At 45.8% G+C, this 24,525-nt stretch carries 24 protein-coding genes and 1 pseudogene; 11 read left to right on the plus strand and 14 right to left on the minus strand.

Translation table 11 applies throughout. The features are described 5' to 3' along the window. Nucleotides 1-34 precede the first annotated feature (34 nt). Complete coding sequence (locus HQRW_RS07605; protein ID WP_014556140.1) at nucleotides 35-739, minus strand: hypothetical protein; 705 nt, start codon at nucleotides 737-739, stop codon at nucleotides 35-37. A gap of 235 nt (nucleotides 740-974) precedes the next feature. Between HQRW_RS07605 and HQRW_RS07610 the strand changes: the two genes are divergently transcribed. Beyond that, nucleotides 975-1,547 carry a DUF7344 domain-containing protein gene (locus tag HQRW_RS07610; RefSeq protein WP_014556141.1) on the plus strand — a complete coding sequence of 191 codons (573 nt, stop codon included), beginning with the start codon at nucleotides 975-977 and terminating at the stop codon, nucleotides 1,545-1,547. A 128-nt stretch (nucleotides 1,548-1,675) separates the two neighbouring features. Here HQRW_RS07610 and HQRW_RS07615 read toward each other — a convergent pair whose 3' ends face one another. Further along, nucleotides 1,676-2,953 (minus strand): DUF7504 family protein, encoded by a 1,278-nt coding sequence (locus HQRW_RS07615; protein WP_149031535.1) that lies wholly within the window; start codon nucleotides 2,951-2,953, stop codon nucleotides 1,676-1,678. A 68-nt stretch (nucleotides 2,954-3,021) separates the two neighbouring features. Further along, entirely contained in the window at nucleotides 3,022-4,128 is a 1,107-nt protein-coding gene (locus HQRW_RS07620; RefSeq protein ID WP_014556143.1) for a hypothetical protein, read from the minus strand. A gap of 569 nt (nucleotides 4,129-4,697) precedes the next feature. On the opposite strand from HQRW_RS07620, the gene HQRW_RS07625 reads away from it, so the two are divergent. Beyond that, entirely contained in the window at nucleotides 4,698-6,854 is a 2,157-nt protein-coding gene (locus HQRW_RS07625) for a PAS domain S-box protein (protein WP_014556144.1), read from the plus strand. 143 nt (nucleotides 6,855-6,997) lie between these two features. Further along, nucleotides 6,998-7,255 carry a hypothetical protein gene (locus HQRW_RS07630; protein ID WP_014556145.1) on the plus strand — a complete coding sequence of 86 codons (258 nt, stop codon included), beginning with the start codon at nucleotides 6,998-7,000 and terminating at the stop codon, nucleotides 7,253-7,255. 314 nt (nucleotides 7,256-7,569) lie between these two features. Here the strand turns inward: HQRW_RS07630 and HQRW_RS16950 are convergent, their stop codons facing one another. Both HQRW_RS16950 and HQRW_RS16235 read right to left on the minus strand, forming a co-directional pair. Further along, the gene (locus HQRW_RS16950; protein ID WP_394324560.1) at nucleotides 7,570-7,842 is read right to left on the minus strand and encodes a zinc ribbon domain-containing protein; all 273 of its coding nucleotides are present in this window, start codon (nucleotides 7,840-7,842) and stop codon (nucleotides 7,570-7,572) included. Between the two features lie 79 nt (nucleotides 7,843-7,921). Continuing rightward, nucleotides 7,922-8,125: a hypothetical protein gene (locus HQRW_RS16235; RefSeq protein WP_197535304.1), complete on the minus strand. Its 204-nt coding sequence runs from the start codon at nucleotides 8,123-8,125 to the stop codon at nucleotides 7,922-7,924. Between the two features lie 99 nt (nucleotides 8,126-8,224). Between HQRW_RS16235 and HQRW_RS16240 the strand changes: the two genes are divergently transcribed. Continuing rightward, nucleotides 8,225-8,491: a hypothetical protein gene (locus tag HQRW_RS16240; RefSeq protein ID WP_197535305.1), complete on the plus strand. Its 267-nt coding sequence runs from the start codon at nucleotides 8,225-8,227 to the stop codon at nucleotides 8,489-8,491. 353 nt (nucleotides 8,492-8,844) lie between these two features. Then, a complete protein-coding gene (locus tag HQRW_RS07640; RefSeq protein ID WP_065757402.1) occupies nucleotides 8,845-9,054 on the plus strand; it encodes a hypothetical protein in 210 nt (69 codons plus the stop codon). Nucleotides 9,055-9,250: 196 nt separating this feature from the next. Here the strand turns inward: HQRW_RS07640 and HQRW_RS07645 are convergent, their stop codons facing one another. From HQRW_RS07645 to HQRW_RS07660, 4 genes are all read right to left on the minus strand, one after another. After that, entirely contained in the window at nucleotides 9,251-10,189 is a 939-nt protein-coding gene (locus tag HQRW_RS07645; RefSeq protein WP_231852278.1) for a class I SAM-dependent methyltransferase, read from the minus strand. Further along, nucleotides 10,162-10,566, minus strand: a complete 405-nt coding sequence (locus HQRW_RS07650) for a 6-pyruvoyl trahydropterin synthase family protein (RefSeq protein WP_011571666.1) — start codon at nucleotides 10,564-10,566, stop codon at nucleotides 10,162-10,164. The genes HQRW_RS07645 and HQRW_RS07650 overlap by 28 nt, the downstream gene beginning before the upstream one ends. A gap of 260 nt (nucleotides 10,567-10,826) precedes the next feature. Next, on the minus strand, nucleotides 10,827-11,900 hold the full coding sequence (locus tag HQRW_RS07655) for a zinc-dependent alcohol dehydrogenase (protein ID WP_014556149.1): 1,074 nt from the start codon (nucleotides 11,898-11,900) through the stop codon (nucleotides 10,827-10,829). A 202-nt stretch (nucleotides 11,901-12,102) separates the two neighbouring features. Then, entirely contained in the window at nucleotides 12,103-12,963 is an 861-nt protein-coding gene (locus tag HQRW_RS07660) for a GTP cyclohydrolase III (RefSeq protein WP_011571668.1), read from the minus strand. Nucleotides 12,964-13,285: 322 nt separating this feature from the next. Between HQRW_RS07660 and HQRW_RS07665 the strand changes: the two genes are divergently transcribed. Then, the gene (locus HQRW_RS07665) at nucleotides 13,286-14,716 is read left to right on the plus strand and encodes a sulfatase-like hydrolase/transferase (protein WP_014556150.1); all 1,431 of its coding nucleotides are present in this window, start codon (nucleotides 13,286-13,288) and stop codon (nucleotides 14,714-14,716) included. A gap of 117 nt (nucleotides 14,717-14,833) precedes the next feature. Here the strand turns inward: HQRW_RS07665 and HQRW_RS07670 are convergent, their stop codons facing one another. The 4 genes from HQRW_RS07670 to HQRW_RS07685 all read right to left on the minus strand — a co-directional run bounded on the left by HQRW_RS07670 (nucleotide 14,834) and on the right by HQRW_RS07685 (nucleotide 19,061). Then, the gene (locus HQRW_RS07670; RefSeq protein WP_011571670.1) at nucleotides 14,834-15,073 is read right to left on the minus strand and encodes a CDGSH iron-sulfur domain-containing protein; all 240 of its coding nucleotides are present in this window, start codon (nucleotides 15,071-15,073) and stop codon (nucleotides 14,834-14,836) included. A gap of 215 nt (nucleotides 15,074-15,288) precedes the next feature. After that, nucleotides 15,289-16,227 carry an ArsA family ATPase gene (locus HQRW_RS07675; RefSeq protein ID WP_014556151.1) on the minus strand — a complete coding sequence of 313 codons (939 nt, stop codon included), beginning with the start codon at nucleotides 16,225-16,227 and terminating at the stop codon, nucleotides 15,289-15,291. Nucleotides 16,228-16,549: 322 nt separating this feature from the next. Further along, a complete protein-coding gene (locus tag HQRW_RS07680) occupies nucleotides 16,550-18,118 on the minus strand; it encodes a cryptochrome/photolyase family protein (RefSeq protein WP_077260075.1) in 1,569 nt (522 codons plus the stop codon). Between the two features lie 277 nt (nucleotides 18,119-18,395). Next, nucleotides 18,396-19,061, minus strand: a complete 666-nt coding sequence (locus HQRW_RS07685) for a ribonuclease HI family protein (protein WP_014556153.1) — start codon at nucleotides 19,059-19,061, stop codon at nucleotides 18,396-18,398. 213 nt (nucleotides 19,062-19,274) lie between these two features. Here HQRW_RS07685 and HQRW_RS07690 point away from each other — a divergent pair, with 213 nt between their 5' ends. Both HQRW_RS07690 and HQRW_RS07695 read left to right on the plus strand, forming a co-directional pair. Further along, a complete protein-coding gene (locus HQRW_RS07690; RefSeq protein WP_014556154.1) occupies nucleotides 19,275-19,787 on the plus strand; it encodes a helix-turn-helix domain-containing protein in 513 nt (170 codons plus the stop codon). 504 nt (nucleotides 19,788-20,291) lie between these two features. After that, nucleotides 20,292-20,591 carry a hypothetical protein gene (locus HQRW_RS07695; RefSeq protein ID WP_014556155.1) on the plus strand — a complete coding sequence of 100 codons (300 nt, stop codon included), beginning with the start codon at nucleotides 20,292-20,294 and terminating at the stop codon, nucleotides 20,589-20,591. A gap of 893 nt (nucleotides 20,592-21,484) precedes the next feature. On the opposite strand, the gene HQRW_RS07700 is transcribed toward HQRW_RS07695, so the two are convergent. Next, nucleotides 21,485-21,964, minus strand: coding sequence for a DUF6789 family protein (locus HQRW_RS07700; protein WP_014556156.1), 480 nt, complete (start codon nucleotides 21,962-21,964; stop codon nucleotides 21,485-21,487). A 125-nt stretch (nucleotides 21,965-22,089) separates the two neighbouring features. Between HQRW_RS07700 and HQRW_RS15305 the strand changes: the two are divergent. The 3 genes and pseudogenes from HQRW_RS15305 to HQRW_RS07705 all read left to right on the plus strand — a co-directional run. Further along, nucleotides 22,090-22,279 (plus strand): annotated as a pseudogene (locus HQRW_RS15305) (hypothetical protein); the annotation flags it as partial. A gap of 324 nt (nucleotides 22,280-22,603) precedes the next feature. Further along, entirely contained in the window at nucleotides 22,604-22,747 is a 144-nt protein-coding gene (locus HQRW_RS15845) for a hypothetical protein (RefSeq protein ID WP_158307743.1), read from the plus strand. 303 nt (nucleotides 22,748-23,050) lie between these two features. Next, nucleotides 23,051-24,310, plus strand: a complete 1,260-nt coding sequence (locus tag HQRW_RS07705; protein WP_014556157.1) for an MFS transporter — start codon at nucleotides 23,051-23,053, stop codon at nucleotides 24,308-24,310. Nucleotides 24,311-24,525 lie beyond the last annotated feature (215 nt).

Consider the following 24,525-nt stretch of genomic DNA (forward strand, 5'->3'; position numbering starts at 1 on the left):
ATTCCCACCTCATATGCAGATAACTCAAACGTCTTCAGTCGACTTCGAGTCCAGCTTCTGATTGATCAGGGTCTGCAATAGCAAGTATCGTAATCCGATTGAGGACCGCTTGATTGGAGTCAGGATCAATCCCATCGATTTCGACGGCAATACTAATATGAACACTCTGACCTGGAGTAATACTAATCCCAATTCCCTCTGTTCCTGGAGTGTCACCAGTGATTTCCGGCTCCGAGATGACGTAGTCCTGACCCGGATCGATGAATGCGTCAAAGGTAGTAATTCGTCTATCGATACTGACACCGCGATCTTCAATTTCAGTCACATTCGCATTTTGAGAACTGCCGATATCGTCAATGTAGAATGTCGTATTAACATTATCTGACTCATTTTGTAAGCCGCCTTGTGTTGCTATCCACACTGTTACTGTTGATTCCCCGTTATTTGTAATATTGAAGATATTCGCTGCGGTTGTTGTTGCGTTTGTATTTAATTGTGCATTGTTTCTTCCACTCACATCAATCGCAAAAGTGCTATCGGCAGTGTCAGACTGCTGAATAAACGCACTTTCATCTGGGTCAACTGCCGGTTGAATTCCTAACAGTGCATTAGCGTCCCCGGCGACGTCCACATCTGCGGTTCGCTCAGCCTCAACTGTACTGAATGCCCCTGTTGCGGTCACTCCAATTGCTCCACCAAAGAGCAGCAAAACAGCCACTACTCTAAGGAGTGATATCATAATGGGTTCTCATTATTATAAGAACTCTGGGTATATCATCTTATTGACTCAACGTTATGAGGAGTATGTTCACAGAAGAAGTCAAGATAATACTTATGATACCCTGCATGTGACCCATTGAGATTCATTCCCGCGCTGAAGCGCGAGGCTTTCTCCTCGATTCTCCGTAAGTAACAACTCAAAATTCGTTGGTTTGATATTGATTGGATTGTCAGTATATGTACGAATAACCCTGATGATGATAGCCGACGCTGCCGAACAACAAAACAGTGTAAAGGCGTTATCGACGGATGAGGCATATGATATTCTTTCTGATCAGCGCCGGCGATATGCCATTCATCATCTCAAGCAATTAGACACGGCAGTAAGCGTTCAGGACCTTGCTGAACAGGTAGCCGCATGGGAGAATGAAAAACCGATTGAACAGTTAAATTCACAGGAGCGAAAACGGGTTTATATCTCGTTATATCAATCACATCTTTCAACACTTGATGATGAAGGGATTGTTGAATACGATGAAGAAAACGGAATGGTCAGTCTCACTGACGCTGCCGATGAATTAAATATCTACTTTGAGGTTGTGGCAGGCGATGATATTCCATGGAGTATATTTTATATTGGTCTAACGGCCGCTTTCAGTGCACTTGTCGGACTTACATACACTGGAATCGGTGTTCTCCAGCGAAGTCAACTTATCTTCGTGACAATTGGAATGCTTGTTTCGTATACTGCTGCAGGAGTTATCCAGACAATCCAACGAAAACGGATGGAATTGGGCGACTCTGGACCACCACCAGAATTGCAGTGAGTATTTTGTTCAATTAAATAATCATCACCGTCTCCGATTAATCACAGATCATTTTATCTGCGGATAATCAGTCGATTTTACTCAGATATCAAGTAAGCTATTATCGCTGGTTCACTCTGAGAACCGGGTCACGTCTCAATGACGGTGTCAAATATTGGTCGAAGTGTATTGATTGTGCGGTCTCCATCTGACGGTGTCATTAGATAGGTTGTCTCAATATCTGCAGATTGGAGACGTCGACTGAGTGTATATAAAAACTGGAATACTTTCTGTGGGCTAAGATACTGCAGGAACGCCTGAAGCGTATGAACGCTGCAGACTGTATTTTGATCTGGGTTCTGCCAGTTATCAAGTACCTGTGTAATGAGAATACCAAGTCGGGACAGATCAGTTTGATCGGATATCTGGTGTGTTTCAATTGATTCATCCATCCCATCACCAGATAGTTCTGCAACTGACATGTCTCCAGGAACACTTGCTCCGACTTTGATAATGATAATCTCACCACCGTCCCAACTCGGATGTTCCTGACACGCACGGAGTATATCGATCGTCTCACCTGCTGGAACAAGTAATAATAGATTCTGTGGGTACTGTGTTTCTAGTATATGATTAAATCCAGCATTCCATGTTTGTGAGTTATCCTCTCCAAGCAGAAGCGCTTGTGACCCATCAGAGACGGTGCTACTATCACTCTGAATACTCTCAGCAGAGGTACTGTCCGTCAGTGATGACGATTGCTGTGACTGTGACTGTGACTGTGACTGTGACTGCGGGGCAACCGGAGAGTCAGTCTGACCAGTATTCACGGACGTATTCTCGTTCTGGTTACTATCAGTGATGATTTCTTCAGGGATGTCTGTTTGACCGATATTCACAGAGCTATTTTTATTTTGATTACTAGATGTGCTTGCCTCATTTGATGAATCTGAACCAGAGGGCTGGTTCCATATACGCTCCGAGTCACGCTGAGATCTGTCAGCCGCAGGCTCAGTTGAGTGTTGATTTGAACCCGTAGATACGGCAGAATCAGACATATCATCAGAATTTTTCAGACGATCATCGCTTGATAGTCCAGTTTTGATACTGTCAGAGTCAGTATCAGTTGCATCCGTAATTGCCGCATCGGACCAGACGCGAGTAGAGCGGGAGTCATTCGTTATGTGCTCTTCTGGATCTGGCGTGGTTGTATCGGTATCAGTATCAGTATCGCTAGCGAAATCTGAACTTGAGTCTGCGTCCGCAGTTGTCTCATCGTCTGAGAGGGCATCATCATCATCGTTATTAATATTGTTATCTGCTGATTCGTCTGTATCTATATCATCAGGAGATTCAAACTTAGCAAACCGGGATCGGACAGTGGTACTCGTCTCTGCTTCATCATCCATGTCATCTTCCTCGGTCATGAGAAGAGAACAAATACCGAGTGACATACCGTTTGTACACTATGCAATTGATATCCAATAATCATCAATTAGCTCAGTCCGTTTTCATCCGTCTCTTCATCTAGAAATGGACTAAAATCTTCTGACTCATCAGCTGATAGATTCCGTGGGGCACCGGTAAGGACATCTGAAGTGAGTGGATTCCATCCGCTCGGGTCAATATCATTGAACGGAGTCTCACAAAATGGACATGCTGGTGAGGCTAACATTGAGATATTTATATCCTCATCACAGTAGTCACATTTTGCATGTTCTATCCCTTCTTGGAGAGCTGTTTGTCTGATTGCTTCTAAGGTTTCTTTATCCTCACTTATAGAGCTAATCATGTCAGTGTTATCCTCAATTTGATTTGTTAGCTGACTCCGGCGTGTCTCAAACTCCTCTTGTCGATTGAGTGCTGTTTCAAACGCACTTTCAATTGAGTCAAACTCATCATCAACCCGTGATTGGATTGTTTCTTGGGATCTCTCAAGCTCTTCAATCCTCGATTTGAATTCCTGTCGTAATTCAAGAGATTCTTCATATGACTGGTTGAGTTGCTCAATTTCTTCTTTCAGTAATTCGATTTCAGATTGTACATTAGCCATTTTCGCATCATTCTCAGATGAATTGCGTGAGCCCCGATTTTCATTCTCCATTATATTCACTTCTTGTTCGATACTCTTGACACGGTCTTGAAGTCGGACCCAACGCTCAGTCTGGCTTCGGCGGTTCTGGTCAATCTTATCTGATAAGTCGTACAATCGCTGCCACAACTCCTTTTCAGACCGTTCATCTGACATTTTCCTGAGTCCATCATTATAGTCCGGACCGCTTTCAGAGACGCCACTCTCTTCAGATTTAGACGTTGATACAGATTCCCGCTTTCCTACCGGTAACGGCTGTTCTTTTTGATCAATCGTATCATTACCGCCGGTGGATGCACCAGTTTCCTGGTCATGATTTGACTGGTTGGCAGTTGTTGTGTCTGTAACAGAGTTCAGCGTGCGTTGTAATTCAGTATATACCCAATATGCAGAAACAGTCTGATCCAATATTTCATTTGTTGATACTCCCTCGGACTCAGCCATCTCCTCAGCCCACTCTAAGAATTCATCTGTATCAAACTCAATATCTTTATCTGATGTATTATTCATTGATGATACTCTAATAGTTTATTTTTCAAGCGTTTTCTATCAACTCCGGTTAGTATAATAATCTCAGATATAGATTTCTTCTCGCGATCATGAGGACAGCAGCGAAGTAATTTAAACTGATGTGTAATTAGATATAGAATACGTATCATTATCGGTGTACCTGTACAATTATTATGTTTTTCAGATGAACGGATTGAATAACTCGAATTATTACGTCTGCTATAATCATATAATCACTGTATACCTATATTCTTTCTGTTGTCTAAAATCTATATTATGTTTGATATGATTTCCGAATAGAACTTAATACGTCATCAATATAACAAATGTTTAATTATATTCATTTTATAACGCAGTCTTTTCATCTGGGTACGGGCTTTTGTGAGCACAACTCTACATGACTCCAGGATATAGTAATTAAATCGATAATAAGCAGGGTGTTAGCACAGCGAATAGTAAAAAAACAATATTTGATATGTTGAGGAACCGATTTACTTAATTCTCTATATCAATAATCGATGTGATACTTTCCACAATATTATTGAGGTGGGAATATCCAATACACACTTGTGAATCACATCTGGATAGCCTATCTATCCGTCTTTGGATTCGCCACTGTAGCCTGCTTCACTGGAGCATATCGAGCTCGTCGCGCCGTTGATAATGACTTTCGAACCGGTCTCATGTGGCTGTTCATCCTTGCCGGAGTGTGGTCATTGACGACGGCAGCACGGATTGCGGTTCCAGATATGCGCGTCGACATCGCACTTCGGATTGGAGGATTGATTATCGGTCTTGCAAGTATTGGCGCATGGCTATATGTTGCCTCAGCATACGCAGGATTTAGTTATCATCAGAGCACGATCAATCGCGCTCTGGCACTGGCGGTATATCTGGTTATTGTCATTGCAAAGATTACCAATCCGATTCACAATCTCTATTTTATCTCAGCGCAAAAGTCGCTTCCATTTTTACACCTTTCATTTAATCCAGGACCGTTGTATTGGTTTGTTGCGGGCATTGCATACACGGCTGTCTCAATCGGATTATACTGGTTATTTACCACGGCTCCACAAGCACGCGTTGATACCACCCGATTTCGAGCGGTGCTCGCGTTAACCGCCGCACCAGCGCTTCTTGATGTGCTTGTTTATGCAGATGCCATTCCAACAGTGCTTATTGAAGTGAGTTATGCACCACTTGGCATGGCTTTCTTTGCGCTTGGAACCGCAACTGTCACCAATAAAGAATTATATTCCGTTTCACAATCGTGGCGCCGGCAGGCACTTGATGATATTGCTGATGCAGTTGTCCTCACTGATGCAGAAGGGCGGATTAGATATCTTGGATCCAACGCTACTGCCGTATTTTCAACACTCGCTGGATCAGAAGGACAGTTGTTTGAAACCGTCGCACCACAATTATCTAATCTTACACATAACAGCGAATCATTCCAGTGGGATCAAGATGGCGCCACAAAATATTATAATATCATCAAACGTGATATCCGATCATCAGGCTCTCAATCGGGGACAGTATTTGCATACATTGACGTAACAGAGTCACGAGAAGCCAGATTACAGCTCGCTGAGACTGAAATTAAGCGTCAACGATTCCAGCAGGCTATTGAGGCAGTCGATCACTCTGTATTCATGACTGATGTCCGTGGGACAATTGAATACATTAACCCAGCGTTCGAGAAGAACACTGGGTATGACCGTTCAACACTCATCGGGCGCTCACCAGCGATCTTGAACGCCCCAGATGCCCCCAATGCGTATCCTGACGATCTCTGGGAACAGATACAAGATACTGGTGGAAGAGAGACGGAGGTTATCCAACAACGTCAGGATGGAACAACATACTATACACAACAGACGATTACACCAATTAATTCACAAGACGCGTCGACGACATCATATGTGGTGATTCTCACAGATATTACAGAATTGAAAGAACATCAACAACATCTTGAATTATTAAGTCGCGTCCTTCGACATAACCTACGAAATGATATGAATATTGCTCGTGGATATGCAGAAACAATGATTAGTAATACGACTGACAGCAATGAGAATTATACTGCTAATATCGTTACGACAGCTAACGATGTCATAACGCTCGCTGAGCAATCAACAACAATTACTGATTTAATTATTGACCCGCCTGAGTCTCAAGAGATTAATCTGAGCGATGTTGCACAACAGACAGCCGAGCGTATCTCAGAAACATACACACGGGCGTCTATCGACATTAACTGTAAAGAGACACCACCGGTGCGAGCAATTCCACAGGTCCGTACCGCAATAGAGGAGTTAATCAATAATGCTATTATTCATTCTACCAGTGACACTGTCTCAATGACTGATGAATTCAACAGAGACACCACAGTAGCTCATAGTGCAGATGATGAATCGATGCAATCGTTATCACTGGTATCGTTACCGCGATCACCTGACGCTGCTAAGACACAGGTGTCAATCACGGTTGAGAGACTTCCAACGGAGAATGAGGTGGTAGTACGCGTCGAAGATGAAAATCAGCCAATTCCAGGCATGGATAGACAAATACTCCAGCGTGGGACCGAGATTCGATCTGTCTATCATGGAAGTGGGCTTGGATTGTGGCTCGTATACTGGGTTGTGATGCGGTCTAATGGGACGGTTGACGTTGAGACACGCGACCCATCTGGAAATCGAATTGAGATGCGATTCAACCAGTGCTGAGATACGAGCTCACATATGAGCGAGTGTTTTTATTTGTGCCTATGATTATCATTGTTGATCGGTGTAAGTACCACTTGCAACATAACCGATGAACACCGCGTGACAGCAATCATGATTTGAGCATCCGGTTCAATAATAAAGATATGGAATGGCATCGGCGTCGAGATCTTGAGGGTGGAAAAGAACTGGGAGTCTGGCTTTGTCAGGATGAAACAGGAACTATCACAGAGGAACTCTATGTTGAGTCACACGAATATCGTGGCGATGATTTTGATACGTACACAGCGACGCCAACTGGTGAATGGACGCATCTTGGCTCATTTAAAACGCCAAAAGAAGCGTTCGCTGCTGCTCGTGAGCATATTGACTCAACTGCTGGCTCTCTTGTGACAGAACCGTAGTGCGACAACGTCCACGCTGATCATCAGTGGGTGCTGTGTCGCGATGATTTACGCAGAGCATGAACTATATGAAGTACCCCGCGCACGGTAGTGCAATGCGTCCGTGTTTAATCTTGCATCACTGACGCAACGGATTTTAATTTCTCTCGTGCTCCCTGTGACAGTTGCGCCGACATTCCGTGTCGGTCAACACCCGAATCCAAGGATGTGTGAGAGTCGGGGTCTCCACCAGCCCTCGATACCGCCCGTCTCACCGTCTTCACGCGAGGGAGGGTTTCGAGAGACGGCACATTCTCATTGTCCTGTTGCTCGAACTAGTTCTGTATCACGCACACCGTCACCTTTCTGTCGCTATCGTCTTGGAACTTGCACTGCTGGTATTTGAACCGCTTCTTGTCTCGATTCCCCCGTTCTGTGTGCTGGCACTCCGTTCTCGGGCATCGCTGGCTCGTGTATTCTGGGTCAACCTCATCTGACGGGATCCCGTTCCACGCAGGCTTGTACTCCACCATCTCTCTGAGGGAATGAAATGCGAGTGAGTGGAGGCAACAATTAATCCGCGTACCGTAGTCGATGGACTCCCGCATATCCTTGAGGTATTCAAAGACGATGACCGGACTCGAAAACTGCGAGACTTGTGTAGACAGTCATGAACGTAGTCGGGTTCTACGGTTGGACGACTGTCTCGAACGCAGTCTGTTTGGCTTTCTGCATCCGCTTACGTTTGGTGAAGAACTCGTGGCGTTGTTCTTTCACCGAGACGTTTCGACTCATCGCAGCGAGTGCGATGCAATCCTCGTTCACATTCACACCAACAATTGTGTCTGCATTGTTCTTGCTGGCGACTTGATGAGACTCACATATGACCATGACGTGGAGTCGCCACTCGTGTGGTTGTGAACGACTTCAGCGGTCCCAACCCGCTACTTCATCGCTGAACGCAGTCCGTAGACGGTCGAAGTGGTCGACGTGGTCGAGGCTACCACGGAGTTCAGCTTTGAGGTGCCTGCCTCTCGTAGCAATGATACGGAACCGAACCGTCCTGTCGTCTTCGAGGAACAGGTGGTAGCCTTCGCCGTGGTTCATTACCATCGAGTACGACTGGTCAATGTACGGGTAGGACCATCCTCAGCCGTCATCTTTGTTGTCGTGATACGTTTCGATTTCACCGAGTACTCTGTCAACGATGAGTTGACTGGTGTTTTTGAGGTGATTAGCGTTGTCAACGACACTTGATTTGATCTTACTCCAGTCCCAACCAGCTCGACCGAGTCGGTTGGTTTCGTTGCGGATGCGTCGGGCTTCGAGACAACCGGTTAGCAAGTTGTCGTCACTCCCTGTGTAGATGTCTAGTCCGAACAACATTGTCTGGGTGAGCTTGGACGATTGCACTGTATTTTGTTATGGTTCGCTATCTCTCAGAAGCTCGTGTTTTGACGCGCTTCACCCCGCCCACGGTGAGTCGGGGCACTTGCGCTATTCTTTTCTGATAGATGGTTTTGATAGATATTGTTCAAGAATCATCAGCATATATACATACAAAACGGATACCGACACCGGTATTTCCTTGCGGTCGAATTGAGACATGTATGAGTTCGAATGATGATACTCCAGTCGAGCAGACAAACAACTGGCCTGAACTCGTTGCAATGGTGTACGAAGAGATGAGCGGTGGTGACGGGTCGACCACACTCCGACTCCGCAATATGGAGATTCAGGTTCCGAGTAAGACTGGACCCGATGCAGACCATGCACATTGGACTGTTGACGGAACAATTGATCTTAATCCCGAAGAGTAGTTCAAACCAAAGTCAAACCCAGAAATATTGGACTCTGTTCGACTCGGATCTGAATCGACATTTGATATCGATATCAATATCAAATATCAAACACCGATTACAGAGCTGAAGTCTCTCTCACGATCAATGGGAGGAATAACAGATGAATCCTGGCTCGACATTTTTTACGTGTATGATTGGATGAGAACAACTATTACTATGAGTGACGTGTCGGTGTCTGATATAATATATCATACCGATGACCAACATAACTGAGTAGTCCATCGGATATCTGCTGACGTCGCGATGTAATCCATTCATTAATTTCAGGAACGACATCACTTGTCACAGTCTCCTCAACAAACGCGAGTAACTGCTGAAGATAATACTGTTCATCACCTTGATATGTATTCCCTTGCGGATAGACGATTGCATCAGCAGCATCAACCGCACGCACCGTTCCAGGTCGATCGCGGAGTGCATCTAAGAGGTGTCGTCCTGCATGGCTATCTCGATCCGGGATAGCATCAATCGCATCGTGATACGCTGTCTCAACCGCATTATCTGCGGGATGGTCTGGCTGAAAAACAGTCGTCCCATCAAATGTGAGCGGAAAGTACGCCAACCCGCCCGGACGAAGTGCATCTAAGAACACATCTAGTGCATCTTCAATCGAAACAAGATCCATGAATTGCTGCGCCATCAGAAGGTCGATATCATTACTATTCGTCACAGCAGTGAGTGCATCAGCCGTTTCAAAGGCAACAGTAAGCGTTGATTCAGCATCAGATTGAGTATCAGTGTCTATATTTGATGTGTCATTAACAGTAAACATCCCATCGGGGCTTGTTGTGACATCATATCCCCGAAACCGGAGTTCACGAGAGCGAACAGCGCGGGCATATGCAGTCAATCGCTCAGATGAGTCAATACCGCGGTATGATCCACCGATTCCAGAGTCGAGTAACCGTGGAACCGTCGCCCCTGTCCCAGCACCAACATCAATGATTTCTGGTTCTGAAGGGAGCAATTCATGAAGTGTTTCTCTCACCCGTCGTGAGAACGACCGATTGTCGACGGTTCGTTTTGCTTCGAGATATCGAACGAGTGCATGATCAACAGCCATTGTTATACTGTCCGTGTATGGCTCGCCCATGCTGCATCGTCTTCCCAGATTTGCACTCGGAGTTGATCAGGCGTGGTTTCACCAGCAACACTCAGCCTCTCTGCGACATGATCGCCGAATATCCGTGAGAAATTCTCAACACTTGGGTTTAGTCCTTCAAACTCAGGAAGGTCATTAAGTACTGAATCACGATATCGCTCAACGAGATCTTCAAGTATTGATTCAACAGTAACGATATTTAACAGATATCCATACTCGCCGAGTGAGTCACCTGCAAAGTGAAGTTCAACCTCAAAATGGTGACTATGTATCTGTCCCTCTGGAGGCTCCGGATCTGGCACTGTGAGAACGTGTTGTGCGATGAAGTCACGCTGGACAGCAAGTTCATATGAGTACGCTGTTGTCATTATTTATTTTCACGCTCTATCGGCTTATTATCATTTGTTTCTGCTGATAGTCCTCTGTTAATCATATCGTAGTTTTTCTGATTTTGTCTTTTGATTGTGTCTCAAAGCCACTGTCACACAGTTTGAGTGTATACTGCGAGTGCGCTGGTTACGACTATGAATCTGCGCCTGCGTCTGCGTCCGAGTCCGAGCTAGGATCATAACCACTGCCAATGTAGTTTCGTGTATTGTGTGCTACGCATTGCATGTAGTATGTTCACTCATTGATACGTCAGTAATACTTGAAGTGTTGACTCAGGTGTTTCTGTCAGTCGGTTGTATGCACTTGGGGCGTCAGTAAATGGAACTCGATCAGTAATGAGTGCTTCAACGTCAATGGTATTGAGTTGCTCAATTGCGACGGATAATCGACGGTCAGTCGTCCATCGCCCTCGGAGGTCAGGGTCAATCGTACTCACTTGACTCGATGTAATTGTAATGCGGTCACGGTGGAAATCACCACCAAGTCCAAGCTCTGTTGGTTTATTACCGTACCATGAGCCGACGATGATCCGACCATCATACCCGACAAGATCAATTGCAGCATTCAGCGCGGCTGGCTGACCCGATACCTCATAAATGAGGTCTGCACCGGGTGGGTCATGAGAACTAAATATATCCTCACTTGCTGATGGGTCAAGCGCACGATCTGCACCAAATGAGCGTGCTAACTCTCTCCGAGCAGGGATTGGCTCAACGACAACAAGTTCGCTGATTGGAAGATCGGCGAGTAACTGTATTGTACACAGCCCAATAACACCAGCTCCGAACACAACAACGCGTTCACCAACACGAGGTGATCCATCAAGTAGAAAATTCGTTGCTGTTTCAGCGGTCGGTAATAATGCTGCAGTCTCAGCGTCTAAGTTATCTGGGACCGCAATAAGTGCATCTGAATCAACAGAAAACCGATTTTGATGCGGATGGAATGCAAAGACCTGCTCGCCAAGTCGGTCAGTTGCTTGTGTCCCCGTTTTGACAACATCACCAACAGCAGCATACCCATATGCTGTCGGATATGACAAATCACCATTGAGTGTTTCGAGTGTTGCGTCAGCAGCCATCTGCTCAGGAACCTCTCCGTTATATACGAGTAATTCTGTTCCAGGGCTGATTGCTGAGACGGTCGTCTCAACGATAACACCGTTTGGGTCAAGATCTTCTATTGAAACTGACTGTAGACTGACATCACGGACGTCAGTAAAAACAAGTTTGTCTGCCGTATCCGTCTCAACACCTGCATTCACATCTGAGTGCACGCGCGTACCGGAGTCTACATCAGAGCTATCAGTCATATTTTTCTCCGATTTCTGTCTGTGTCGTCTGATTGTTAGCCGTATTAGACAGCGCGCTGTGCATGCTCAGATATACGCGTGTATCCATACCGGATTGAGTTATATCAGTATCCATATCTGATGTACGTGTTTATTACACTGTTCGTCTCAACACCACTGGCGGCAGTTACATCACTGAGAGATACTGATTGTCTCATCGTCACTACTCGCCAACCCACTCAGACTCAACCGTGTCACGGCCATGACCGCTTTTCATACTGTCAGTCTCATCGTCTGCGGTATGATCTGTGCTATCGACTTCATATGCGGAGATACCCGATTCGCGACACACCTCAAGTGCATGTTTTGCATCACTTCCAGCATCGTGTGCTGTCTGCCCCCGCCCAATGCCAACTTGATACTCAACGCCAGCTTCTGCGCTAACATGTTCAAGAATCGTCTCAAACGTATCATATGATAGCTGTGGGCAGACTGCAATGACATTGTCACCACCAACAAATTGTGCAACACTATCGTGTTCTGATCGGAGATGCTTTCTGAGCGTCATAGCGGAATCACGGATTGCTAACTCAGTATCAACAGCATTGGTATCATCAGTGTATGTCCCCGTCACATCGATAATATCAAAATGCGCAACTGTCATCTGTGGCGATGTTGTTGTTCCTGAGACCCCACCATACCGAAGTGCTTCGCGCCGATTAGAGTCTTGAGCGCTACCAGCCTGTTGTAGCTGTTCACTTGCCCGGCGAACCGCCTCAACAGGTGTCGTTGCTTCGCCAATACCAACACTAGCAGTGACAGGATATCGATTCCGGATCCGTTCTTGAAACCGAGCGAATTCCTCTGGTGAAATATCATTGACAACCCCGAGCATATTATCAAATCGATTATAAAATGCATATCCATCGCTTCGACCGACAAAGTCGGCAAAGTCGGCATAAATTCGAGCCTGTAATGCCTGGAGATCTGTCTCTCGGCGTGGAGCCGGTGTGACCGTCCATGGCCCGTAGTCATCGAGTTGCACAAGCGAAAATCGAACCGTCTCATCGAAGGTGTTCGACACAACATATTGACGATGTGCCCCTTCAGATTAAATCCTCACATTTAGTTACGGGTATAAATATATATACGTCAATTGAATGCACAGAAGACGAAATGAGCATAATCTAACATTTAATAAACACATCGAACTGTGCTCCCTCGCCTAGTCGGTACCATCACTTTTTGTTTCATCTCACCTAGATGTTCTATTTTGCTACCGCGACGATCAAAGCGGTAATAATAATCAGACAGACGCAATCATATAACATATGAAAAATATGCTCAGAGTTTCAAGAGATATATCCGGCACCACCACATTCACTATATGAGTATCTAATAATCTTATGAGTAATATTGCAGTCGTCGTTCTTGACACGGTGCGAGCGGACGCATTTGATCGACATTTCGAATGGCTTCCTGGATCGCGATTTACACACGCATGGTCAACGAGTCACTGGACCGGTGCTGCCCATGCATCGCTCTTTACTGGGCGATACCCGAGTGAGGTGGGCGTGACAGTTCATGATTGGACATTGTCAACGTCAGTCCCAACGCTCGCTGAGCGACTGCAAACAGCTGGCTATGATACGAACGCATTTTCTGCAAATATCAATGTCTCGCCGGCGTACGATTATGATCGGGGGTTTAATTCATTTGAGGGAACATGGCGTCTTTCACTCCCTGAACCAGAGATATTCAATTGGTTTCGACATATGGAGGAGAACGATTCATCAGCATCAATAGCGTATGCAGATGGTGTACGTCAGATACTGTCTGGTAAGTATGATGTTCAGCAGTCACTCCAACTTGGCGTCAAACATGCACGCCACGCATATGACATTGGAGACGTTGACAGCGGTGCTACAGCATTTCAAGACTATATCAACCGTGATGGGGCGAATGTCACCGATACCGATGAGCACTCTACATTTTTGTTTGCAAATCTCATGGAAGCTCATCAACCATATCGTGTCCCATCATCACATCGCTCGGTTAAGCCGTATGCAATGGGTCCAGCATTTGAGGCAACATTCCGGACAAGATTCACTGATCCGGCGGATGCGGTCGCTGCTGGGATCGATCCGAATGAACTTGACACACCTGAGATAACTCTCGATAGCGATCATGCAACCGCAGCATACGATGATTCAGTCTCATATCTCGCGGATATCTATCGTGATATCTTTGAAACGTTACGCGAGGATTTCGATTACGTGATTACAATCGCTGACCATGGTGAATTATTCGGGACATATGACGTATGGGAGCACGGATATGGGGTCTATCCTGAACTGCTTCAAATTCCATTGGTGATTACAGGTCCAGGGTTTCCCAATACCTCACGTGATGATCTTGTATCATTACTTGATGTGCATCAGACGATATTATCAATCGCAACTGGGAGTGATGGCACTGACATGAGCGCAAGCCGTGGTCGAGATCTTCGGACATACGGTAGTAGTGCACCTGTGCGAACTGAGTATCATGGGATTGCAACGATGCGGCGTGACACGCTGCTCGAGCGTGGATATGACCCATCAGCTATCGATACCGTTGACACAGATTACTGTGGTGTTGTGACAGACACTGCGTATGGATATGAAACAGATGAGGGATTCCGTATCGCAGGTGATGAGACAGATGTCACTGCTGATGAGCTGAAATCAGTACTACAGTCTCTTGACGATCAGATTCCAGATAACCGATCAGACAGCAATGCTGTTGAGGTGACAGCAGCAACACGAAGTCAGCTTGAAGATCTTGGCTATACCTAGTGATTTGAGTTATTTTGCGGTGACACTCGAGCAATCACGCGTATTCAACGGGCATCTTCGTATCAACTATGAGACGGTCAAGCCCCGACTACTGAGAATATGTCGCCAACTATTATTTCAGTCGTCTGTGAAAGCAATCTCATCAATTTCGTGACGAGGGTTTTCGTCATCGTCATCCTCATATTTATAACTCACATCTTCCTCTTCATCTGCCGTTGCATTATGTGACCCATCGCAGTACGGCTTGTTATTTGAGAGACCGCAAGCACAAAGATATGCAGTTCCGCCCTGCTCTTCAAGATCATCTTCATCAAGCGGTGTCGGTCCATTTGCCTCGTGTGTGACTTCTCGTGACATATATTATATATCGACATCAAGACACAAGAGTCCTCCGCGGCATATAATCTATGGTTATAATATCAATATATAACACACCCGTAATGAGATTCGAAATGATACTATCTATACAATAGTTCGGTATCTTAGCATTCTCCTTGCCCTGGAGAGCGAGGTTTTCGGCTTGCATCCCCGATAATGGAGATTACGACAGGATTCAACAGCGATAGGCGCAGTTATGTATCAGTATGATCAAGATGCTCAGCGACAATTTCAAGCACTTCATATCCGTCATGCCCGGCGATTAACGGAATTGTCGTCACTGGTTGGTCGAACTGCTCTTGAGTCCGTTGTAACACCTTTTGTTGGCTTTCTCGGCGGGTACTACAAAGCGTACATGATGTATCAATATCGGTGAGCACTTTATTGACGACAATTTGATCAACATGGACCGAAGCACTCTCAAGTCGTTCGAGTAATCGTTCAGTCTCAAGTCGTGAGAGTCGTTCAGGTTCCATGACAACTCGAAAGCGGGTCTGATCTGGGTTCTGAAGAACCGTAGCAACACGCTCAATACGGGATTTTGTTGAGTCAACATCGATATCTGAGAGTCCACGCTCTCGGTCGTCACTCCCACCGGTAAAAAATCCACTCACCGCGTTTGTCACACTTTCAACCTGCGATTTTACCTGCAATGCTTTGCCAAATGTTGAATCAAGGATATCGGGAAGTTGGAGAAGTTTAAGTGTATGTCCGGTTGGAGCTGTATCGAAGACAACGTGATCCCATGTATCATCGCCAATATACTGACTGAATGCGTCGACGACAGCAAGTTCATCGCTGCCAATAACATCACCAGCGTCAATTCCAAATGTATCACCAATATCGACGCCGAGATTCTCAATCTCATTTGTCAACGCGTCAATCGTATCTGCATAATTATCATCAAGTCGCTGTTGAGGGTCAATCTCAGCAGCATACAGCGGGTACGTGTCGTGAACCGATGTTGGTGTAGCACCGACACTCATCTCAAATCGGTCTCCGACTGAATGGGCAGGGTCTGTTGAAACCACAAGTGTCCGCTTCCCATGGCGGGCGTTGGCGAGTGCTGTTGCCGACGCACAAGTGGTCTTGCCGACACCGCCCTTTCCACCATATAAAGTAAATTCGGGCATTACCATCACATGGACCCCAGTGTGTATATGTCACGCGGACCAGCCGTGATGACATATTTAGAATATGATACGATGTAATCAAATATAGTACTACGTAGTATATTCTACTTTTTACGCCAAACCGTGAATTGAATCATAGATATATGCCACAAATGCCTGAGAGTATACTCATATTCACGTTCCACACACGGGATAAAGTACCTCTACTTCTGGGACGCTTGCCGTATTTTATCTACAGAATCCTCACAGGCGAATTGATACTCCCACTATCGTTGATATCAGAATATGCACCTAGATATCCGGTTATCGGGATAGTCAGAAGTTATAGCGTCCCTGCGCGTTCCATTTCGCGAAGATCCGAAACACGTTCTCTGATATTCTCCATCTCGCCATCCTCGCGTTTGTTATCCACATGGCTGTACATCAGCCCCATTCGATGGTTGCTTCGAAGGGTCTCCTCATTTCGATCAAGGAAGTCCCAGTATAGTGCGTTAAACGGACAGGCACCATCGCCCGTATCTTTTGTCTTATAATACTTACATTCACCACAGTAATCACTCATTTTATCGATATAATTCGCTGAGGAGACATACGGCTTGGTCGCAAAGACTCCCTCTCCGTATTGTCCCATTTCAACGACATTTGGCGTCGTAACCCAGTGGTATGCATCAACATATGTTGCGTTAAACCATTCATTCAATTCGCTTGGGTCAGCACCCCACAGCGTTGCAAAGTTTGCAAGCACCATCAGTCGCTGTATGTGATGTGAGTATCCGCGTTGTTTGACATCATCAACCGTTTCGCCAAGGCAAGCCATGTTTGTTTCTCCTGACCAATATGCTGATGGAAGATCATGCTGCGCATCAAGTTGATTTGCTGAGCCAAGTTCAGGCATTGTATGGCGGTAAACATGTCGCATGAATTCTCGCCATCCAAGCATTTGTCTGATGACGCCTTCAACCGAATTCAGTGGAATATCGTCGCGATTATGATATGCAGTTTCGATTTCTTGGATTACCTCAACAGGATGGAGCAATCCAAGGTTTATTGAACTGCCTAACAATGCATGTGACATTGCCCAATCTTCACGTCGCATTGCATCCTGATACGGACCAAATGATGGAATCCGCTCAGAGATAAAATGATGCAGTTTCTCAAGTGCCTGTTCGCGAGTAACTGGCCAGATGAGTGAGTCTGTGTCTCCCCATGTATCAAACGTTGATTCGACCCATGACATGGTTTCTGTTGTGAGCTCATCATGCTCTGGGTCATATACTGGCGGTGACTCCCAATCATCTGGAGGGAAGTCCCTGTTTTCATCATCATAATTCCACTCGCCGCCAACAGGATCTCCATCATTCATCAATACACCGCTTTTCCCTCGCATCCATCGATAGAATGTCTCGTGTCTGAATGGATCGGTATCTGAATTATTCGCCCACTCATCAAAAGCTGTTGTTGTCCCAACAAAGAGTTCGTTCTCGACAGATCGATACTGCCCACCAACATCTTCAACGAGTTCATCAAACCGCATCGCGCTATTATAGCTTGGTGAGCGCATCTGTATGAGTTCATCATCAGGATACCGTTCAAAATACTCCGCAAGAGCATCGCTGAACGTGGGTGCTTTGAAATAAACGACATCATATCCCGCATCCTCAAGTTCATCTCTGAAATGTCGCATCCCACTAAACATGATTGCGAGTTTATCATGATGATACGATTTTCGTCGTGCAAAATTATGTGCCTCAATCAACAAAACACGGGATCCAGAAGGTGCCCGTGCGAGCGGACCAACATCAGGATGGAGTTGGGTGCCAAGAATCCACGGCACTGTTGTCTTACCATCCACCTCATATGTCGGGGTCTCCCCGACCAGTGGTTGTATCATTATATCTTATACTGGCTAGACAGCAATATCAGTTATCCAATCTTGCATTTGCGTACTGCAATTCTTACTTTAATATGAAACAGTCATGAATTAAACTGAGCACTACCCAAGTTGATGAACTGACGCAAGATCATATCCGCCTTGTACTGCGCATGAGTGTGGAGTAGCTCATACCATCAGGTAACGTATCTTCTCAAATATCATTATTCTCTGATTCGTATTCTGATAGATACTATCCAGTTTTCAAATAACAGAAAGTTATTATCGATGTTTCAGTTTATGCCCCAGGACCAAGTCCGGCAATATCAGCACTCACTGTTGCAAGTGCATCGGCAGGATTTCGCTCAGCGTCTACAACATGCGTCCAGTGATGATCTGGAAATTCACCAAGTAACGTATTAATCACACGTCGGTAGTCTGTGAATTCTTCCCGAGTCGCACCCTGCCAGATGTCACCAATGACTGTCATCGAATCAATCCGAATCTCAAGCGGCGATACCCCATATCGTGTGAGAACACAGGCAAGTCCAAGATGAAGTGCAGCGTACTCAGCGGTGTTATTCCCTGTTCGTGACCCAACTGGTCGTCCAACTCGACATAACACCGTTTCATCCGGCGTTTCAACGACAGCCCCTGCTCCTGCTGGTCCTGGGTTCCCCCGAGAACTGCCGTCTGTATACAGTATGAGCTTCTCAAAATCATGATCACCTAACTGATGAGACGCCTGGATATCGACGGTCGTCTCAAGAACGGTGTCGATTGCATTTCGTCGCTCATCCATCGTTGTTCCTGGATCAAAAAGTCCACCAAATCCAGGAATCGCATCATCAATGGCATTAATCGCTGTTGTGATGTCGTATGAATACTGTGTGATGACTTCTGCTGTTGCTGTGGCAAGTGGTGAGAGCGACTCAGTTGGGGGTTCGGGAATTGCGTCTCGCATCAATATCTAATATGCGTGCTTGTAATCATGTACATGTTAGCACATTGGTTATCTACGTTTTTATGCCATGCATATTGCCGAATCCTTGAAACAACAGATAGTATATGATATTCCATATATTGCGGATTGTGTCTATTTGACTGAAATATCGCTATTGTGGTTAAAATACACAGCGAATACAGTGTATTATATCACGGTGACATAAGCTTAATCATGAGTAATGATGTGACAACATTTGAGTGCTCACACTGTGGAAATCTTGGGATTGGTGATGGAGAGATCAGATGCTGTGAGGAGACAATGGAGGTGATAGAAGATGATCCTATTTCAAGCACTCCAACACTCTCTGAACTTTTGAAAAGTGTCCTTGATATGTCAGAAACAGAATTAGAACTCTGTTTATGTGTAATGGAAGGCGGTTCGGTGACCGTAGCAACACTTGCAGAGCAAACTGAGTATGATCGGAGTTTAATTAATCGGCATCTCAATCATCTTGCATCAATTGGTGTCGTCAAAAAACAACGACGACTACTTGATAGTGGCGGTGAGGTGTATATTTATACGCCGGTATCACCAGAAACAGTCCGGGCGCAATTACGTCGTGAATTCCACCAGTGGACTGCAATGGCAACAGCACAGTTGAATGCACTTCAACGTGAAAAGGTCGAATCCATCGCTGATCCTGACGACGGGGAGCCAACTTGGGAGGTATTTTACTCAGAATAATAATGACTCGCTGGAGTACGCAATCATACTCGATTGCTACGGGAGTGATTTGATTTCTGAGGAGGGTATGAGCCTGCAGTAACTGGATTCTATTATCAAAAATCTGCAGTGTTATAATTAACTCTGATATAATCTCATAGTCATTAGTGCAAGTCTCTACTGCCGTGATTATCCGTGTCGGTGATACGAGCCACTGAATCCGCGTCATTCGACACCGTCAGTGAAACTATTCAAATCAATCACTATCAGAGGTGAGGCATCATGGCATTGAGAGGGGTGCGATATTTAGCAATGAGAGAATGACAGCTGGTACAGTGATTGTGAGTAATCCCGTCCTGCGTATCAACTGATTCTATATCGGTTGTTGATACTGCGACTTTCCTGACTCGAGATGAAACACGCAAGTTGGTGTTCCAGTTCTGGTATGTATGGATTCATACAGAAACACGCATCTTATTATCACAGTGCCAACCACTGATATACGCACAATACGAATGGAGAAATATGCAGCTGCGTTCAACACCACAACCACTGAACTGCTCAGTGTGTAATGATGAGATCACAGATATTGGATATCTTGCAGCAACAGTGAGTAAAGATGAGTACAAACCAAACCCACAGGATGCAGTCTGTAATGCATGCGGGTTCAATCAGATTGGAATGATGGGATGCGCTCCCGAGCTCGCTGATGTAACCGATTTTGACTCCGATTCGGACTCCGGTTCTGATCAGACACTCGAGCAAACCTTGCTACATGTCCGCATGACAGATAATGGAATCAGTGTGATTAGTGATAAGCAATAGCATACGATATATTGAATGAGGTCTCTTATTTTGGGCGTTTATCAGGAGGCACTCACCAGCAACTTATCGATGAAGATCATCATCTGGTAGCTTGATACTATCGTTGCAGGGAACTCACTCTCGTGAACAGCACCAGTTGAGTTGTCGATGCTATTAATAAATTTATAATACTCATTAGAGTCGAGAAAACTACATTAATCAACTGTCGGTTATCAGTATTGTTATTTTTTCACAACCGCTTGAAGAGAGTAGTCATCACTCAAACAAGTGAGAGATATTATCTTCGGCGAGCCCAGTCATAGTGTTTCATCAAGAATCAAGCCGGATACCTCGGGGCTTGACCCCGAGGAGGAACCTGACACTCCATGACACATTCCACGTTTGGTAGTTAACCGACTCCCGATGTATTATATCAATTCAATATCTTCAGATATACTCATGAAATATGGAGCTTGTCCGAAACATCCAAATAAAACTCAATGTTCCCGAGGACAAACACTGTGTTCTCGATGAGACGCCCGAGCAATTCCGTCACGCGGCCCGACGTCGCTGACCACGGATGGAGCGGAAACCCCTCCGAAATCACGGCGAAAAAACACACTCCACGCTCCACGACAAGATGTATTCTGACGTTCGTGAGGCTCTCTCACTATAATCCAGTCTCGTCCAGAGCGCCCGCAAGCATGAGGCGTTCGAGTGTCTGAAATACGGGTACGAGAGTCATTCGGACCCTAACGCCGTGAAAACCGACGGACTGTAGCCTTTCCGTCACAGCCAAACTGAAGCGACAGCGGCGTACGATTAACCAGCGGGATGTTGGATTTGATCTGATCGGTGGATACTCTTTCTGACGGCTAGTGGTCAAAACAGAGGTTTATGTCGAATTCCACGGTTTAAGCAATATCCTCGGAGACATCATAGATAACACCGAGCACGACACCATAGAGAAGATGCCACAGCAATGATGGTGGTGCAAAGTTTGGTAATGGTGGACTGGCGGGTGACCCGACAGCACCGAGCCACACCGGCATCACGAGCGCAGCAAACCCGGCCCACGTAATAACTCCCCATACTACACCGACACCAACTCGTGCGCCAAGCCTCGAGAATCCTCCGACACCGATGAGTGCTGCGAAGATAACGCCAAGAATAGCGCCATGGGAGAGATGGACAAATAATCCAAGCCCAACGTTTGCTGGCGGTGCAAGTGTGTATAATGATGGAATCGCGACAGCAAGTGTTGGTGTATTCATTGCAATTATTGCAGCAGCCATCACTATTGCCCCAGCAATGCCCCCAATGACACCTGCTGTCCATTCACCATTATATACGTCTGCTTGCGGGTTATTCGCCGTTTCAGTCGTCGTTGACATATCCTAATATACGCTAGAATGCTATAAGATATCGCCGCGGATTCTTGATATATGCTGCAGGCAGCACAAGATTTATTCACGAGATAAAAAATCAGAATATTACTCCTCTCATCCCACCCGAAGTGGCTCGAAAGATGTGGGAACAGCACGAGTCATTTTTGAAGAGGCATTGTGGGGCGGTGAGCTCTAAAGGAAACAGCGAGAGTTCCACGGGTCACCCGACCCGTGGTCGTTTACGAACGGTCGGACTCCATTGGGGCTGCGGGAACCGCCTCAACGGAGACGATTGAACGATATATCGAACGAACAGAACACGCCTCAGTGTCAACGTCACAGCAACATCAATACAAAGCCCCGAGAAACTCGCCTTACGTATCTGTAGAAAATCCGTTACGAGCATATGGGAGTCACCGTTTTGGTCATACTTCTGATAATTGTTGGCAATGTGAGCACTGTTTCTCTGTGGAGCCGAGGTCATTCGACTAGAATGCCGGCATACGCGTCTTGTATTGAATAACGAGACTCATACTATAGTGACTGATAAGCAAATCGCGAGGAAATTCAATACGGAAGACATTCGTCATAGACCCTCAGTATTGACCGTTCCAACTTATTGTGATCATCCTTGTTCATGCTCATGTGACAGTCCAGTTGGACGATCCAGTCGGCGATCATGACCAGACAACTCAATACGCTCACCATGGGACGGCTCATCTTGACGGCGAATTTATTTCACTTCGAATGTATGACCGGCTTATAGATGAGATAACAGAGTCTACGTAGTCAAAATCGTGATATATTGACATTGCTGGTGTAATCATTTGCTCTTGCTGTTTCAGTGTCCTAAGATAATGAGGTATTGTTGATAACTGAGATACCAAACGAAAAACCGATTTTGATAAGTTACTCCCTATATCTGGTAGTTTCTGGTCTGTGCAAGGAACTCATATCGATACTTGACTCAACGCTCTCAATATGATTCGATGAATGTAAGGATAATATATTTTCTTTCAGTATTCAAACTCGAAGTCGCTCACCAGCAGGTGAAATCACAATTCCCTCATGGGTACTACCTCGAGGTACCACATGGGGACTAACACAGCAGTCAGTCGGCTACGTGGTGATGGTCGCGGATGGACGCTCATCTCGATTGCACTTGGGTGGGTATTCGTTCTTGGTGGTCGGTTTCTCGTTCCTGCTGTCCTCCCACAAGTGAAAACAACGTTTGCTGTCGGTAATCTGGGTGTTGGCATCGCAGTGACACTTATGTGGGCGACATATGCGATAATGCAATCACCTGCCGGCATCCTCATCGATCGATTAGGCGAACGACGGTTACTCACTGGAAGCCTTCTTTTCACCGCTGGAAGTGTTGTGATCCTCGGAGCTGCACCAGTATTCATCATTTTCTTATCTGGATGCGGTGTGTTTGGTCTGGCGACTGGACTCTACGGTCCCGCCCGTGGTACAGCGTTATCGCGAACATTTCCGAGTAATGACAGTGCCGCGATCGGTGCAACGCTTGCTGCGGGAAGTGTTGGTTCAGCAGTATTACCATTGACAGCCGGAGCAGTCGTTGATGAGCTTGGGTGGCGCGTTGTGATTATATCATTAGTTCCTCTGCTTGCGGTGACAAGTGTCTTTACGCATCGTGTTATTGCAAATAGACATACCACGACCCCACCTGCAGCCTCTGAATCAACCTCACGTTCACAAATTGTCTCGATTCAGGGGCTCATAGCTAATGGTATCCGTGCGCTTCGTCACCGTGGAGTTGCTCTCGCGGGAACAGCAGTCGCATTGATGCTATTCGCCTTTCAGGGGCTATCGGCATTTTATGTCACATATCTTGTCTCTGCGAAACAACTTGATCAGTCTCTTGCGGCAGGGATGCTTGCACTCTTATTTTTGGGTGGTGCAATCACACAAGTCACTGCCGGAGCGATCACGACCCGATTTGGTGAGCGTATTAGCTTGACTGCAATGACAGTGATTGGCGTTCCAGCACTAATTGCAGTGCCGCTTGTCGATGGTATCGTACCACTTGCTGTTGTTTCGGTGCTTATTGGATCCCGACTTGGTATTGCACCGGTTTCAAATGCGTATATTATTGCTGTGTTACCCGATACCGTCACTGGAACCGCATGGGGAACCCTTCGAAGTGGATTTTTCTTATTCGGCGCTACTGGGTCGACTGTCGTTGGAGCAATGGCGAGTCGTGAACTCCTTGCGGAGTCATTTTTCCTATTAGCAGGTGTTACCGCGATTGCAGCCGTGCTTTATGCGCGTCTCCCTGCTCGAACAGTTGCAAACTCAGATACTAAGGGTGAAACATCTGCTCCATAATCACTATATGATTAACCTTTGAGAATTGGAGGCGGCACTCTCCTCGATTTGGATAATTCAGATGACTCATCAGAGCGTCGATATGACAGTGTTATAATCTGTAATAATAGTAACTCTTATTAATTTATCAATTGTAATTGGGATGCCGTCAGAGGCACCAATTAGTTTTTTTCATTTTCAATCTTGGATATTAATACCTCAAGTTACGATAACTA

Source organism: Haloquadratum walsbyi C23, assembly GCF_000237865.1.
GTDB lineage: Archaea > Halobacteriota > Halobacteria > Halobacteriales > Haloferacaceae > Haloquadratum > Haloquadratum walsbyi.

Excerpts from the sequence above, each read along its gene's own strand:
- HQRW_RS07605 (WP_014556140.1), bottom strand. The coding sequence starts at position 739 with ATGATATCACTCCTTAGAGTAGTGGCTGTTTTGCTGCTCTTTGGTGGA.
- HQRW_RS07610 (WP_014556141.1), top strand. The coding sequence starts at position 975 with ATGATGATAGCCGACGCTGCCGAACAACAAAACAGTGTAAAGGCGTTA.
- HQRW_RS07615 (WP_149031535.1), bottom strand. The coding sequence starts at position 2,953 with ATGACCGAGGAAGATGACATGGATGATGAAGCAGAGACGAGTACCACT.
- HQRW_RS07620 (WP_014556143.1), bottom strand. The coding sequence starts at position 4,128 with ATGAATAATACATCAGATAAAGATATTGAGTTTGATACAGATGAATTC.
- HQRW_RS07630 (WP_014556145.1), top strand. The coding sequence starts at position 6,998 with ATGGAATGGCATCGGCGTCGAGATCTTGAGGGTGGAAAAGAACTGGGA.
- HQRW_RS16950 (WP_394324560.1), bottom strand. The coding sequence starts at position 7,842 with ATGCGGGAGTCCATCGACTACGGTACGCGGATTAATTGTTGCCTCCAC.
- HQRW_RS16235 (WP_197535304.1), bottom strand. The coding sequence starts at position 8,125 with ATGGTCATATGTGAGTCTCATCAAGTCGCCAGCAAGAACAATGCAGAC.
- HQRW_RS07640 (WP_065757402.1), top strand. The coding sequence starts at position 8,845 with ATGAGTTCGAATGATGATACTCCAGTCGAGCAGACAAACAACTGGCCT.
- HQRW_RS07645 (WP_231852278.1), bottom strand. The coding sequence starts at position 10,189 with ATGGGCGAGCCATACACGGACAGTATAACAATGGCTGTTGATCATGCA.
- HQRW_RS07650 (WP_011571666.1), bottom strand. The coding sequence starts at position 10,566 with ATGACAACAGCGTACTCATATGAACTTGCTGTCCAGCGTGACTTCATC.
- HQRW_RS07655 (WP_014556149.1), bottom strand. The coding sequence starts at position 11,900 with ATGACTGATAGCTCTGATGTAGACTCCGGTACGCGCGTGCACTCAGAT.
- HQRW_RS07665 (WP_014556150.1), top strand. The coding sequence starts at position 13,286 with ATGAGTAATATTGCAGTCGTCGTTCTTGACACGGTGCGAGCGGACGCA.
- HQRW_RS07670 (WP_011571670.1), bottom strand. The coding sequence starts at position 15,073 with ATGTCACGAGAAGTCACACACGAGGCAAATGGACCGACACCGCTTGAT.
- HQRW_RS07675 (WP_014556151.1), bottom strand. The coding sequence starts at position 16,227 with ATGCCCGAATTTACTTTATATGGTGGAAAGGGCGGTGTCGGCAAGACC.
- HQRW_RS07680 (WP_077260075.1), bottom strand. The coding sequence starts at position 18,118 with ATGATACAACCACTGGTCGGGGAGACCCCGACATATGAGGTGGATGGT.
- HQRW_RS07685 (WP_014556153.1), bottom strand. The coding sequence starts at position 19,061 with ATGCGAGACGCAATTCCCGAACCCCCAACTGAGTCGCTCTCACCACTT.
- HQRW_RS07690 (WP_014556154.1), top strand. The coding sequence starts at position 19,275 with ATGAGTAATGATGTGACAACATTTGAGTGCTCACACTGTGGAAATCTT.
- HQRW_RS07695 (WP_014556155.1), top strand. The coding sequence starts at position 20,292 with ATGCAGCTGCGTTCAACACCACAACCACTGAACTGCTCAGTGTGTAAT.
- HQRW_RS07700 (WP_014556156.1), bottom strand. The coding sequence starts at position 21,964 with ATGTCAACGACGACTGAAACGGCGAATAACCCGCAAGCAGACGTATAT.
- HQRW_RS07705 (WP_014556157.1), top strand. The coding sequence starts at position 23,051 with ATGGGGACTAACACAGCAGTCAGTCGGCTACGTGGTGATGGTCGCGGA.